Genomic DNA, 14,391 nt, shown 5'->3' with positions numbered 1-14,391 from the left:
CCCATTTAACTGCTAAATTCCCATTAATAAAACAACCAATCCATTGTCTCTTCATCCCCGGCAAGCCCGGCATTACGAACTTTCGTTTCCGCAGCCGTGAATCCTAACACTTGCAGATAACCTTTGGGTAACATCAATGTATGCTTTCCAGCCGGAAAACTATATGCATGCACATTTGCCAAAGGCATTCCGTTGATACGGACAGCATTCGTCAACACGGGTTCCGCCTGACCGTAGTCATTGGCTGACGCATCGATTTCCAGTTTCGGAGCTTTTGCATATTTTTTCTGGTCGTCTTTGAAATAAGCGACTAACAATTTCACCGGAGCATCCGTTTCGAAAGTGATGCTTGTGCCTTTCTCTCTCTGCTCATTTCCATTGAAGCGGAGCGCCTTCATTCCTTTCAATTCCGGAGCTACTGCTTCTATCTTACCTGGGACATCCACAAATAAAGAAATACCCTCATCCACTTTCACTGTCGGATAATTAGAGATCAGTTTCACGTTTGCAGGAGTCCAGGCAGCAATCTCGACAGTTTCAGTCACCGCATTTCCATTCTGTTTTTCTTTCAACAAAGCGAGGTTGGCTTTGAAATTCTCCAATTCCTTCTCGTAGTGTACCAGCAATTCTTTCCAAGTCTTATTCTTTCCATCATCTCCACCAATAGGAATACGACGTTGGGCAGTCTGCATACTGTTGGCATACAAGTAATGTTCGTCCGTCAGTTCCACCAATTTGCGATAGTGTTCCAGGCTTTGTTCCATCAAAGGAATAGCTTCTTCAAGATTCTTAATCTCTTTTCCCCATTGATAATCCAATACCAATTTGGCAGCTTTCACTTTCAGGTTGAACGCATACGCAAATTCACGATAACAATGCATATCATTCTGCAAACGTGCGAATTCATCTTTATTTGAAGAGACGGAACCAGCTGCTTTATCAATAGCCGCTACTGCTTTATCTCCATGTTCTATTACTTGAGCAACAATATCCAAAGGCATTTCACCCACATGAGATTGCTTTTTCCATTCTTTCTCTACATACTCTATCAGCTTCTCCCCTTCCGGTCCGCAACTTTCATAGAATCCCGGATAGATCGTATATTTGTACGGATTGACAAGCTGACTCATAAACATACCCAGTAATAACGTTTGGCGATTTCCCTCTGTGATACCGAAACGACGTAACAACTTCGGAGCGATCTCTCCGCTTTCTTCGTATGCTACACGGATATTACTTGCATTTTCGTCAGAGGTTCCGTAGAATTTGCCTAACTGATGGTCCCAGTAACCCATTTCATCTGTACGGTTGCGATGGCAGTTCCACGCATAGCGTCCCCAAGTCTGATACCAGATCCAATCACGATCCAACTGGAATTCACGTTCATTGTTCGGTAGTTTGTCAGCCGTATAAGGCCAGTCCCAATATGAAGCCTGCGGATAAAGGTGCAACGCATTGGCACCGTGTACATTGTGCATGGCAGTGACCGCCTTTTGTACGAAATCCGGAGAACCCCAGCGGAACGGTTCCAAATTTGCCAGGATATGTACGTTACTGATATGAATGGAACCCAACGAACTCAAATCCGTATGAATTTTCGACCAGGGACCACGAGGTTCGTAGGTAGTCAATGATTCACCATTATACTTATGCATCGTATAAAGATTCTTATAGAGCGGCAAGGCAGCGTCCATCACCAGTTTGCAGTCCGTGTCGTGCGCACGCAACAAAAGAGGCGGTTCATCCGTACGTCCCAATGCCTGTAATCCGTCTTTCACTCCCGGAATAATTGTTTTAGTAAACCATTCCACATCGTCCTCCACTGTACACATCGCTTCACCCAGACAAACAAGTAATCCTACATTGGGATACTTTTCAATGAAAGCGGCAATACTCTTGCGTGTATAATCGGCAATCAGAGGAGTAATAGGACGGTTACGGTCCTGTGTTTTCAGTCCGTAATGCTCTGCAAAAGGTTTGGAAAGAATGATATTATAAAACATCTGTATGACAAAGATACCGCGCTTGTCCGCTTCTTCCGTGAGGAAAGAGAACATTTCTTCATTCATTTTGAATGTTTCTTCATCTACTTCCAGCGCAAACGGATAATCTTCCAGTTTCACCAATGACGCAAACGGATGGCCATTCCAAAGGTACAGTGAATTCATGCGGTTGGCAACCAGCATATCCAAGTATTTAATCCACTGCTCTTTATCATAAAACCAGGGGAAACTTTCCGGCGTATACGGATATTCGTACACACCATGCCCCGGCAGATAGGTCATCTTCTGTAATCCTACACATGCACCACGCAATACCATTTCAGGACCGTCTTTCAGTTCCTCCGGGAAGTTCAACTTACCATCCGAATCATTCACACGGTCAATCAGTTCACGGCATCCGTAAATGACACCACTCCCATCCCTGCCGGACACTTTGGTCAGATTGCCCGTCGTCGAAATATGAAAACCTTCTTTCTTGAGCGTCGTGTCATTTACTTCCGTCAACAGAATCGTTTTGATTTCGGGATCGGAGAATGTCGTGTCTCCCTGTTGCATCATTACCTGATAACCGGCTTTATCCAAGGTAGTCTGTAACTGCTCCGCACCAAACAGAACACGATTTGACGCATCCGGCGGAGTCATAATCTTCACGGTTTGCCTGCCACACGCTGCCAAAAAAAGTGTGCATGCCGCAAACATGAATAATCTGGTATTTTTCATTCTTCTGATATATATTATAGATTATATAATTCATTTCTTCACTAAGAGAAAGACGAAATAATCCCCTGTTTGTACTCATTCGTCTCTTTTTCCACTTTTCAGCACCAAATTTCCACTTTCATCCTGCTGTGATATGCAAACACCTCATTATTTAAAAGTTATGCTTATCTTTGCCGGCTAGTGTCTTATAATATAAAACAGAAAACAAGAGCAAACAATATGAAAGAACAAACAAATTATGACTATGAAAAATACGTTCAGATAGCACAGATGGCCAAAATGGGATGGTGGGAGTCAGATTTGAAGAATAAAGAATATATCTGCTCTGACTTTATTGTTGACTTACTCGGCCTTGAAAGTAACCGCATCAGTTTCACCGAATTCCACCAAAGAATACGTGAAGACCACCGACTGCGTCTTAAAAATGAATATATGTCTCTTTCTTATCTGGAGACATACGAACAAATGTTCCCAATCCGGGCAAAAGACGGGGAAATATGGGTGTACTCTAAGATTAATTTCCAAAAGCCCGATAAAGAGGGATATAGGAACATGACAGGCTTTCTGCAATATATTGACAGACCGATCGATACTACGAATGGAAACATTGATTTCTTTCAAGTGAGCAATTTGCTTTACCAACAAACTAATATTTCATATTCATTGCTTGCTTTTCTGCAATGTGATGATGTCGCTCAAGTGGTTAACAAGACATTAGGAGATCTTCTTCACCAATTTTTGGGCGATCGTATCTATATCTTCGAAATAAACAGAAAAGAACAACGCCAGGATTGCACTTATGAGGTTACCGCCGAAGGAATATCCAAGGAACAGGAGTTCTTGAGCAATATTCCCTGGGACCCTTCTACCTGGTGGAATCATCAGATAGCTGAAAGAAGGGCTATCATACTGAACACGCTGGACGATATGCCCGAAGAAGCTGCGGAATATCGTCAGACGTTGGAGATGCAGGATATCAAGTCACTGATGGTAGTTCCGCTAATCTCTAAAGAAGAGGTATGGGGCTATATGGGAATTGATATGGTAAGAACGCAGCGTAGCTGGAGCAATGTGGATTATCAATGCTTCTCCTCCCTTGCTAATATTATCAGTATTTGCATCGAATTGCGAAAGTCGGAGTTACAAGCCAAAGAAGATCGTCTAGCTTTGGACAACAGCGAGAAGATATTGAGAAACATCTATAAGAATCTTCCGGCAGGCGTCGAACTTTACGACAAAGACGGTTATCTGGTAGATATTAATGATAAAGAGCTTGAAATATTCGGCTTGTCTGACAAGAATGAGGCATTGGGAGTTAATCTGTTCGATAATCCCAATATTCCTTCAGAGGTTAAAGAGAGATTGAGAGCGAAAGAAGATGTAAATTTCTCCATCAATTATGATTTCTCCAAAATAAATCAATATGTAGATAGCCGGAGAAATGGGATTATTAATCTTAACACTAAAGTTACTGCTCTCTATGATTCTCAAAATCGATTTATCAACTATCTGTTTATCAATATAGATACGACGGAAACGACCAATGCATACACCAAGATACAGGAGTTTGAGAATCTGTTTCTTCTCATCGGTGATTACGCCAAGGTAGGATTTGCTCATTTCAATGTATTGACAAGAGACGGATATGCCCAAGATACATGGTACAGGAATTTGGGAGAGAAAGAAGGTATTCCCATGCCACAGGTTATCGGAGTATATGCACATGTGGTTCCTGAAGATCAGGCTGTTCTGAAAAACTTTGTAGGTGAAGTGAAAACGGGAAAGGCAACCAGTTTGCGTAAAGAAGTTCGTGTATGCAGGGAGAATGGTAAATATACATGGACCAGCATTAACGTAGTGGTCAGAGATTATCGTCCGCAAGACGGCATTATTGAGATGTTGTGTATCAATTATGACATCACGCCTTTGAAAGAAACTGAACAGAAATTGATTATTGCCCGCGATAAAGCGGAAGAACTGGATCGTCTGAAATCGGCTTTCCTGGCTAACATGAGCCATGAGATCCGTACTCCTCTCAATGCTATTGTCGGCTTTTCCAGTCTTCTGGCAGAAACGGATAGCAGAAGCGAACGGCAGGAATATATCAAGATTGTGCAAGAGAATAATGAACTTCTCTTACAACTGATATCGGACATTCTCGATCTTTCGAAAATCGAAGCGGGAACATTCAATTTTGTATATACCAATGTGGATGTAAACGAGACTTGTTCTGAAATTATCAAATCAATGGGTATGAAAGTGGGTAAAGGTGTTGAACTGATTTTAGAGGAACCATTCCCGGAATGTTATATCTATACGGATAAAAACAGATTCACCCAAGTAATCAGTAACTTTATAAATAACGCGTTAAAGTTCACCCAACAAGGCAGTATCACCCTGGGATATGAACAAGTACCCCATCAGAAAATAAAATTCTATGTGCGCGACACCGGAATGGGAATACCGGAAGAAAAGCAAAAGAGCGTATTTGAACGTTTTGTGAAGCTGAATACTTTTGTTCAGGGTACAGGACTGGGACTTTCTATCTGTAAGAGCATTGTTTCCCAAATGGGAGGAGAAATTGGCGTGGATTCGACCGAAGGAGTAGGCTCCTGCTTCTGGTTTACACATCCGTATCACGCTGCTGACTAGACTGACTATATGTGAAAGGGGGTATTCAATGAATGATGGTTAATACTTATAATAACGAATAACTTCCAATAAGGAAAAAGAATTGTACCTTTGCATTTTATTATTATCATAGTTATGCAAAAGTATATAGAAACACCCCGTCTGATTCTCCGCGACTGGAAAGAAGAAGACATCCCGTTTTTTGCCCGTATGAATGCCGATCCGAATGTGATGGAGTTTTTTCTTAATTCATTGTCATCGGAAGAATCATTTGCCTTTTATCAGCGTATTCAAAATGAGTTCCAAACCTGTGGCTTCGGTTTGTATGCCGTAGAACGAAAAGAAGATCATGCTTTTATGGGCTATACCGGACTACATCAGATTACATTTGATGTTGACTTTGCTCCGGGCATAGAAATAGGCTGGCGGTTAGCACACGAATATTGGGGACAGGGTTATGCTCCTGAAGCTGCAAATGCATGCTTGGAGTATACGCGCAATAAAACGGATATAAAAGAACTCTTTTCTTTTACTTCCTTTCTCAACCAACGGTCAGAACGTGTAATGCAGAAAATAGGAATGGAACGAGTGAGGGAATTCGATCATCCGCTTGTCCCTGGTGAACATCCGTTGTGCAGGCATGTGTTGTATCACATCAAATTTTAAAATGCTATTGACTTTGCCCTTTTTATTTTGTATATTTGCAGTAACCAATTAGCAGACAACAGATATGATATATACAAAAATAAAGACATAAAGAGAATTTACAGAAACATAAATATGTGTCTGAAAGAATAGAAATGGGGTGGAATCTACATAGATTTCACCCCATTTTGTTTAATATATTCGTGCCTACTTAGTGAATTATCCCGAATATCGTTTATTATAAATGTAAGACCCGTTTATAATAAACTGTTTCATTATTTATTAAAAATGCAAATTGAGTTTATTAGCATCCTGTATAATAAAAAGAAAACAGTTTAAGAGTAAGAATAGTACGAATGCAATATTCACAAATATATCTATACATTTGAGATAATAAATGAGCTTTACACTAATATTCTTTTCTTCTTATTACTCATAACAACCCAAACTATAACCATCATTGTATTACTCCATATTATCCGTTTTAGGTCTTAAAAAGTAGATTTGTAGTCCTAATGCAAGTGCAACGACAATACTAAGCATAGCAAATCCTTCGCCCAGACTTCCACCGTCCGTCCATTTTCCCAATAATTGAGTTACTGCAGCTCCTGCAAAAACTCCTGTCATGTTCATAATACCATATGCCGTCCCTCTATATTTAGCAGAAACGAACTGGCATAGAATAGGCATATTGTTGGCATCGAAAATACCAAAACCGATGCCGAATAACAATCCTGCACCTATTACACTAATGAAACCATGTCCGAAACCTAGCAATAACAGTGCGGGGATGGTCATCCCCAATCCAATTGCCCCTGTATAGACACGTCCGCGGATATTCTTCAGCACCCATCTATCCGACAAGAATCCTCCCAATATTACTCCGACAAATGAAGATAGAGCAATGGTAATCGTAGATATTGGCCCTGCCTGTGACATCGGAATATCCAGATTTTCCGCAAATAGCGTTGGTAACCAGTTTTTTGTAGCCCACCCCGGTAAACTTGGAGCCGCAAAATAAAATAATATCACCCAAAAAGAAATATTTGAAAATAACAGTAATAGCCCTTTTCCAATTGAATTCCCCTTGCTAATGCCATTAGCAACAACTTTTTCTATTTTCATTCGGACAGGATTCTCATGCAGGAAAAAGATAAGAACCACAGAATAAGCAATACCTACAATGCCAAACCAGTGAAAAGTGCTCTGCCAGGAAAATGCAGCGGCTGCCGTAGCTCCAAACCCACCGATTGCCTGACCGACATACAGTCCGGTCATGTGAACTCCAATTGCCAATGAGCGTGATTTGTCCTGATGCCAATCCGCTATCAAGGACAGAGCGGAAGGAATATACAATGCTTCACTAATCCCCATCACTGCACGCAAACCATATAATTGCTCAAACGTCGTGGCATATCCCATCAGGAATGTTACAGCCGACCAAACAAACAAGCTTCCGACGATTAACCATTTACGACTAAGCCTGTCTGCAATAATTCCGGCAACCGGGCTCATAAAGCCGTAAATCCAAAGAAAGACTGCCATTAATGCACCGAAAGCTTCTGCCTTCGTCAGCTCTACAATATCTATTTTCATTGCTTCCTGCATTGTAGAAAGCATCTGTCTATCCATGTAGTTGAGCAACGCTACTACCCAAAGTAACGCAACCACTACCCATGGATAAATATTTTTATTTTTCATGGTAGTTGTATTTAAAAGATTTTTGAGACTGTTTACTTAGACTTTTACTTTAGCTATCAGTTTGCGTATCCAGCCTTTACCGATAGCCGGAGCATGGGGGTCCTCCGGATATACAATGACGAATTGTCCGGGCAAGAGATTGATGAAAGTAGTAGGAACGTCACCATATAGGGCACAATCACTCTTTTTATCATAAGCTTGCCTTTCCACTTTTAATTCTTCCAAGGCTTTCCAGCCAATGGTTTCTTTGCCTTCAAGCAATATATGCACATCAATATAATCGTGATGTAGTTCTAATAAACGCTTTCCTTCAGGAATACATTCGGGATAGATATTATTGACAATCAGATTATCACCATCCAGTCTGATAGTTCCCAGTTCCTCGTGCAACAGATCGTGCGACTTCACATAATCGAAAAGCTGTTTGAACAACGGGTGAAGTTTCTCCACCCGTTGGCTATTTTGTAAATTGGATACAATCATCTTATTTCTTTTTTTATTTCAGACATTATTTCCTCACAAAGCATATATCCTTTTGTCATCATGCGAGGGATATGAAAAGGTCCTTTAAACAAATTTCCTTTTGCCAGCTGGGCGACCGTTCCATCCCGATGCAGATAGCCATACCACTCTCCGTATTCTTTGTCTGGGAAATGTGTATATGTCCACTCGCTGATTTGTTGATGCATCTTCAGGTATTTCTCTTCTTTCGTCATCAGATAGGCATACAAGGTAGCGATAATTGCTTCTGTTTGCGGCCACCAGAATTTCATATCCTGCGCATAGTCCTGCGAAGGAAGATTCCTGCAATCTTTGAAATTGATAATACCGCCGAATTCTTTATCCCAGCCCCACTCCCATGACCAGTCCAGAATCTTCAGCCCCAGTTCTTTTATGTTTTGATCCCTTCCCCGGAGCTTGGATTCTTCCAGCAAAAACCAAGCTGTTTCGATACAATGCCCCGGATTGATGGTACGCCCCATATTGGAGTCTATAAATTCTCCGTTCGGTCCTACGGTTTCCAATAATGCCTTGAACTCCGGATGTAGGAAATCTTTTTCCAGACAGCTAATGGACTCGTCAATCTGCCGTGTCAGACATTCGTCTTGAATAGCTTCCCTGATTCGGGAAGCTACGTTTATCAATATCATGGTGATGGAATGTCCTTTCATGGGGAGCGTATCTGTATATTTGGGAGCAAGCAGTCCGGGAGTTTGCAGGAAATATTGCATACGTTTGAACAGTTCGAGTGCCTTCACCGCATACGTCTTATCCCCCGACGCTATCGAATATTCGGACATCGCTATGGCTGCAAATGACTCGGAGAAAATATAACGGCGCTTACGTAAAGGGCGACCGTCCGCTGTCACTTCAAAATACATACGCCCATCCGAATCAAAGCAATACTTCTCTATAAAGTCTAGTGTGCTTTTTGCGGCTTGCAACCATGCCGGATTCTTTTCTATATGATTATAGGCATAGGAACAAGTAAATGCAAAACGCCCCTGAAACCAAACGGATTTTGTACTATCCATTAATGCACCGTCGCGATCTACACAAGTATATATACCACCATTCACTCTATCCAGTCCATACTTTATCCAAAAGGGCATGATATTATTCTGCATATCATCCTTATAGGTATTAGCCCATTGTTGTATATAGTCAGTAATATTCTTCATACGTCCTCCTGTTAGAATTTATTGCAACGTTCGAAGAAACGGATTTCTTCCAGTTCCGCTTTCATTTGTTTTTCTTCGTCAGCGGTCATGTTTTGGAAAGGAGTACGGTTGCCGCCCAAATCAAGTCCGATAAGCTTCATGATACGTTTGCCACCAACAATATTCCCACGGAAATGGCAGATTACGTTAATCACTTCCTGAGAGAAGTTTTGCAATTCACGGGCTTGCTCCAATTCACCGGCTTTCCAGGCATCAATGATACCTACCAGGTTTATACCGTTATAGTTGGTCGTTCCGCCGATTCCGCCTTGCGCCCCTCCCATTGCGAGACAAGGAAGAATGGTTTCATCCTGCCCGTGAAGCATATCGAACTTGCCGTCTTTATACAAACGACATTGATTGTATTCATACAGGCTTTCGAAGGTATATTTGATTCCCGTAAAATTGGGAATACGGTTTTCAACAGCTTTCAGGAAAGCAAGCATCGATAAGAATGCTCCATTGAATGCAGGAATGTGATAATAATAGAAGGGCAGCTTCGGTGCTCCGGCAGCGATTTCTTCGCAGTACTTTACCAATTCTTCTATTCGTCCTATTTTCGGGAAAGGAGGTGCCATTGCACCAATTCCCCAAGCTCCGATTTTCTGGGCATGTTCCGCCAGCATCCGGCTTGACTTTACGCAGCAACTCCCCACGTGTACAATAACCTTAAAACCATCCGGTGCAACTTCCATCCAACGTTCTGCCAACTTCATTCGTTCTTCATCAGTCAACATATACCCTTCTCCAGAAGAACCGTTGATGAAAACACCTTTCAAGCCATTTTTTACAAGTAGCTTTGCATAGGCTTCGATTGGTTCATAATTTACTTCTCCATTTTCATAAAACGGAGTAAAAGGAGCATTGATTAATCCTATAATCTTTTCCATAATACAGTTTCTTTTTTAAGTTTAATATATTTAGTTATTTTTCAATTTATCCATGGGGGTATCTATACCCTCGTCTGATAGTCCCGGTCCTCCACCGCCGGTATATCCACCACTTTCGCCTGTTTGCCATGCCGAAATCCAAAATGCATAGATATCCGCCTGATTCAGATAAAACTTCAACCGGACTGTTTTCCCCACCAGTGATGTTACGCCTGGATGTTTTTCCCATGAAATCATCTGTTTCGTTTTATCCGATTTTTTCATTGATATGCAGTCTTTCTTTGTAAATCCTTCCATTGGCTGACCGTTATCATCCAACACTTCTACCGCTAAAGTTCCCTTCACATCTGCATTTACAAACAAATAGTTTCCATTTGCCGGAATCTGAGTTTTTATTTCTATATATCCTTCTTTTCTTCCTGCCCGCATCGAAACAAAACCATCACGACGAAGCATCGCAAGTCCTGTGGCAAAATTGGAATCATGTTTCGGCTTGCTGTTATAGCGTCCACTGACATAAAAATAAAGAGAGTCTCCGACTATCAGAGGGCTACCCGCAGTAGACTGTACATTGCCTGCATTCCATGCATGAAAGTCCTCACTGACAGGAAGAAATGGTTTCTTGTTTTCCCGGTTCCAATGAAAACCGTCTTTGCTCCAACCTATCAGGACTTCATTCCTTTTTTGAATGTTCAGACTGTCACAAACATTGTTCTCCGGTCCCTGCCAAACGGTGAAGTAGCCTAATATACAGCCCTCATACGGCATTGCTTCATGATTGTATATCTGTGGACGCAGTTCGGGAAATTGAGGATGACGCGGGTCATCGGCATCGGCATTAAACCAATAACGGATAAACTTATCACTCTTGTTGTCATATATCCTATGTGCCAGGCTAACCAGCATTTCCGGATCTTCATGTTCCAAATAATTGCGTGAACGCCTATACACTCCATTTATGGTTTTCAATGACAGGACATATTTCTTGCGAAACGGGTCGTAATAAGCCGCACAACGGTCGTACAATTCTCCCGAAAGAGCTTTCGGCTCACTCCAATGGATTCCGTCAGAAGAATATTTGAGTTTCATGCTGACTGTGAAGCGATTATTAAATTCTACAACAAACATTTTATAACGCTTCGTCCGGTCTTTCTCAAATTTATCAAGCAACACGGAAACGCAATCATGCTCTAATGTATCTACGATATTGGTTCCCGGAACAACGTCCAGCTCCGGTTTTATCCAGACTTTCCCGTCGGACGACTCTGCATAGCAAGTGACGAGTCCTAATAACTTTCCGCCACCGGCAGAATACCACATCTTGAATTTATGTTCTTCTTCATCATACCATACGCCACCGCTGAATGGAGCGGCATAAGGGTCGCCATTTATATTCAATTCCCATTTTTTATCAGCTTTCAAAACAGGATTGCCAGAATAATAGATGGGCGAATGATGTATTCGTTGCAGATTTGTTTTCTCAATGAATGTTGTATCCACAAAAAGGATACGTCCTGTTTGCCCGCATACCGAAACATTGCACATTAATAATAAGAAAACTGCCAATAAAGAATATTTCTTCATAATCGTCGACATTTTAAACTACTTACTTTTGCAAACCTGTCCGTTGCGGATTCTGGCCTTTCATCGGCCATCCAGAGTTCGCATAGGAAGTAGCTCCAGATGAGATACATACCATATCAGATGCACCTGCAACAGCTTCAATGCCGACATATAAATATCCTCTTGAATCCATTACCGGACTGGAAGTACATTTAACGCCTAACTCTGCGGATGCAAGTAAACTACCGTCTTGTTTCACTATATAATAGACGGCTTTGTTCGAGATGATATGGATATATCCTCTGTTATCGATGATTGGTACGCAGTTGTTAACGTCCTCCGTTGTAGCATAATGCCATTTTAAAGAACCGTCCGAATTCAAAGCGAAAACACCTGCCGAAGCTTCACCGGCAACAGCATTTCCACCGTTGGCATAAAGCGTTCCATCCGTACCAATCACAACACCACCGTTGACAATGGCTCCCGGAGTCTTGTACACCCATTTTTCCGTTCCGTCAGGATTCAGAGCTATGATAGCGCCACCTGATGTCAGTTCGGCTATGGTATAAATGGTTCCATCCGCTCCTATCGTATAAGAATTTCCTTTCAATGCTGTACCACCCAAATCTTTCTGATAGACAAACTTTTGAGTACCGGTAGCAAAATCATAACCGAAATATCCCGTATTCTTGGAAGAGCCGAAATAGACAGTTCCGTCTTTGGACAGAGACATACCGGACAACACTTCTACATCTAAAGCTATTTCTTTGACTATATCACCGGCAGGACTTAATACGATTATTTTCTTTCCTCTATGTCCGAAGTAAATATTACCGGATGCATCAATAGCCGGAGTGACAGCATACAAATTAGAATCGGCAGCTTTGTATGCCCATTTTCTGCTACCATTACTTCCTACAGCAAATAAAAACAAAGCACGGGGGTGTTCAGCAGTAGCTGGCTTCAAATCACGAACCACAATATACACATCTCCATTCGGTCCTACTGCCGGACTTGCATATACCATACTTGCCCCTCCGCCCGGATTCAGTTCATTCATATTGGCAGTTACGTCAAATGCCCATTTCTGTGTTCCGTTTTCTGTATCATAAGCATAAAGTTTCACGTCAAATGCTCCTGTGGAAGTCTGGTCGGTAATCATATAAACCGTTTTACCGTCAGCCGACAATGCGGGTGAGACTGTACTTTCAATAGGTCCGCCCATTTCTTTCTGCCACATTACATTGATTGCTTTAGCCGGGTCTAAGATGGTAAGGTCCTTCTTAGCTGTGGCGCTCAAGCCGTTATCATCAGTCACCGTCAGTTTAATGGTAAATGTACCGTCCGACGGATAAACGAAAGTTGGATTCTGTTCCGTCGAGACGGATTTTTTTGCATCGCCAAACTCCCATAACCATGCTACTATCCGGCTTCCTTCATCGGGTATGGAAGCATCTTTAAAAACAGCAGTCTGTCCCAGTTCATACATATTCTCACCAATGGTGAAGTCTGCCTTTGCCGCAGTGTGATAATATACTTTATCCTCTTCGCAAGAAGAAAATGCAAGAATACAAATCAATGATAATAAATAAGCTAATCTGTTCATAGTATTCATTTTTTAATTGGTTTTATCTATTCCGGAAATATTCAACCCGGGACCTCCGCCAGCGATGTATCCCATACTCTCTCCATTCGCAGAAGGAGAAATCCAAAAAGCAAATATTTCACCGTTATCAATATAGAATTTCACTTTCAGTTGTTTGTTCTTCAAAGAGGCTAATGAAGCGTTGCCTGTCCATTCTATCTTCGCTTTTACATTATCCCCTTTAAAGGCTTTGCACTCATCTTTTGAGAATCCTTCGATTACTTTATTATTGGGATCTAAAAGTTCCACTTTCATTTCTCCCGTGACATTGGCATTGACAAAGAAGTACGAACCGTCAAATTTCAGTAAGGAAGTTTGCAACTCTCCTGTTCCTTTCATAGATGCAAATCCATCGCGACGAAGCATGGCAAGCCCGGTAGTGGTAATCTCTTGAGTGCCTCTCAAACGACGACCGCTCAGATAGAAATAGAGTTTGTCACCTACTATTAACGGTGCTCCGGCTACGGATTGCAGGTTACCTTGATTCCATGCGTCCGAGGTGGTCGTATTTACGGCATGGAAAGGATTCATATCCTCACGGAACCAACTGTAACCGTCACGGCTATATCCTACCATAACTTGATTTCTCTTGATTACGTTGTCCGAAGCACAAACATCATTTTCCGGCCCTTGCCAAACGGAGAAGAATCCCAGCATAATGCTTTCATAAGGCGTGGCATCCTGATTATATATCGCAGGCGCTATATTCGGATAGTCTGTATGGTGTTGCTCATTAGCCCACGGACCAAACCAGAATGCACTCAATAATGCTTCCGCTTTCTTTGTTCCGGCTTCCGGATCGGTGTTTTCATTATAATCCCTCGCACGTACCAGCTTATTCGCATCCACCCGAACATTATGCCGCATACTAT

Annotated in this window: 9 protein-coding genes and 1 pseudogene; 2 read left to right on the top strand and 8 right to left on the bottom strand. The window is 41.8% G+C overall.

From position 1 onward, the window contains the following. Positions 1-23 precede the first annotated feature (23 nt). Positions 24-2,723: an alpha-d-galacturonidase gene (locus BXY_RS01815; RefSeq protein ID WP_015531073.1), complete on the bottom strand. Its 2,700-nt coding sequence runs from the start codon at positions 2,721-2,723 to the stop codon at positions 24-26. A gap of 219 nt (positions 2,724-2,942) precedes the next feature. Here BXY_RS01815 and BXY_RS01810 point away from each other — a divergent pair, with 219 nt between their 5' ends. Together BXY_RS01810 and BXY_RS01805 are read left to right on the top strand one after the other, a co-directional pair. Beyond that, positions 2,943-5,375, top strand: a complete 2,433-nt coding sequence (locus BXY_RS01810) for a sensor histidine kinase (protein WP_015531072.1) — start codon at positions 2,943-2,945, stop codon at positions 5,373-5,375. Positions 5,376-5,489: 114 nt separating this feature from the next. Then, positions 5,490-6,020: a GNAT family N-acetyltransferase gene (locus BXY_RS01805; protein WP_008640335.1), complete on the top strand. Its 531-nt coding sequence runs from the start codon at positions 5,490-5,492 to the stop codon at positions 6,018-6,020. 444 nt (positions 6,021-6,464) lie between these two features. Here BXY_RS01805 and BXY_RS01800 read toward each other — a convergent pair whose 3' ends face one another. The 7 genes and pseudogenes from BXY_RS01800 to BXY_RS01770 form a co-directional block, all read right to left on the bottom strand. Then, complete coding sequence (locus BXY_RS01800) at positions 6,465-7,700, bottom strand: MFS transporter (RefSeq protein ID WP_004296058.1); 1,236 nt, start codon at positions 7,698-7,700, stop codon at positions 6,465-6,467. Positions 7,701-7,736: 36 nt separating this feature from the next. Beyond that, positions 7,737-8,183 carry a YhcH/YjgK/YiaL family protein gene (locus BXY_RS01795; RefSeq protein ID WP_004296059.1) on the bottom strand — a complete coding sequence of 149 codons (447 nt, stop codon included), beginning with the start codon at positions 8,181-8,183 and terminating at the stop codon, positions 7,737-7,739. Beyond that, positions 8,180-9,382 (bottom strand): AGE family epimerase/isomerase, encoded by a 1,203-nt coding sequence (locus BXY_RS01790; protein ID WP_015531071.1) that lies wholly within the window; start codon positions 9,380-9,382, stop codon positions 8,180-8,182. Before BXY_RS01790 ends, BXY_RS01795 begins: the two co-directional genes overlap by 4 nt. A gap of 11 nt (positions 9,383-9,393) precedes the next feature. Further along, the gene (locus BXY_RS01785; protein ID WP_009039611.1) at positions 9,394-10,311 is read right to left on the bottom strand and encodes a dihydrodipicolinate synthase family protein; all 918 of its coding nucleotides are present in this window, start codon (positions 10,309-10,311) and stop codon (positions 9,394-9,396) included. A 30-nt stretch (positions 10,312-10,341) separates the two neighbouring features. Beyond that, on the bottom strand, positions 10,342-11,895 hold the full coding sequence (locus BXY_RS01780) for a hypothetical protein (protein ID WP_015531070.1): 1,554 nt from the start codon (positions 11,893-11,895) through the stop codon (positions 10,342-10,344). Between the two features lie 22 nt (positions 11,896-11,917). Next, positions 11,918-13,489 (bottom strand): outer membrane protein assembly factor BamB family protein, encoded by a 1,572-nt coding sequence (locus BXY_RS01775; RefSeq protein WP_008775735.1) that lies wholly within the window; start codon positions 13,487-13,489, stop codon positions 11,918-11,920. Between the two features lie 3 nt (positions 13,490-13,492). Next, positions 13,493-14,391, bottom strand: a pseudogene (locus BXY_RS01770) (hypothetical protein); the annotation flags it as partial.

It is taken from the genome of Bacteroides xylanisolvens XB1A, from assembly GCF_000210075.1.
Taxonomy (GTDB): domain Bacteria; phylum Bacteroidota; class Bacteroidia; order Bacteroidales; family Bacteroidaceae; genus Bacteroides; species Bacteroides xylanisolvens.
The sequence above is the reverse complement of the archived record's forward strand: the minus strand, read 5'-3'. Positions and strand labels throughout refer to the sequence as shown.

Coding starts and splice junctions, on each gene's coding strand:
- BXY_RS01815 (WP_015531073.1), bottom strand. CDS start 2,723: ATGAAAAATACCAGATTATTCATGTTTGCGGCATGCACACTTTTTTTG.
- BXY_RS01810 (WP_015531072.1), top strand. CDS start 2,943: ATGAAAGAACAAACAAATTATGACTATGAAAAATACGTTCAGATAGCA.
- BXY_RS01805 (WP_008640335.1), top strand. CDS start 5,490: ATGCAAAAGTATATAGAAACACCCCGTCTGATTCTCCGCGACTGGAAA.
- BXY_RS01800 (WP_004296058.1), bottom strand. CDS start 7,700: ATGAAAAATAAAAATATTTATCCATGGGTAGTGGTTGCGTTACTTTGG.
- BXY_RS01795 (WP_004296059.1), bottom strand. CDS start 8,183: ATGATTGTATCCAATTTACAAAATAGCCAACGGGTGGAGAAACTTCAC.
- BXY_RS01790 (WP_015531071.1), bottom strand. CDS start 9,382: ATGAAGAATATTACTGACTATATACAACAATGGGCTAATACCTATAAG.
- BXY_RS01785 (WP_009039611.1), bottom strand. CDS start 10,311: ATGGAAAAGATTATAGGATTAATCAATGCTCCTTTTACTCCGTTTTAT.
- BXY_RS01780 (WP_015531070.1), bottom strand. CDS start 11,895: ATGAAGAAATATTCTTTATTGGCAGTTTTCTTATTATTAATGTGCAAT.
- BXY_RS01775 (WP_008775735.1), bottom strand. CDS start 13,489: ATGAATACTATGAACAGATTAGCTTATTTATTATCATTGATTTGTATT.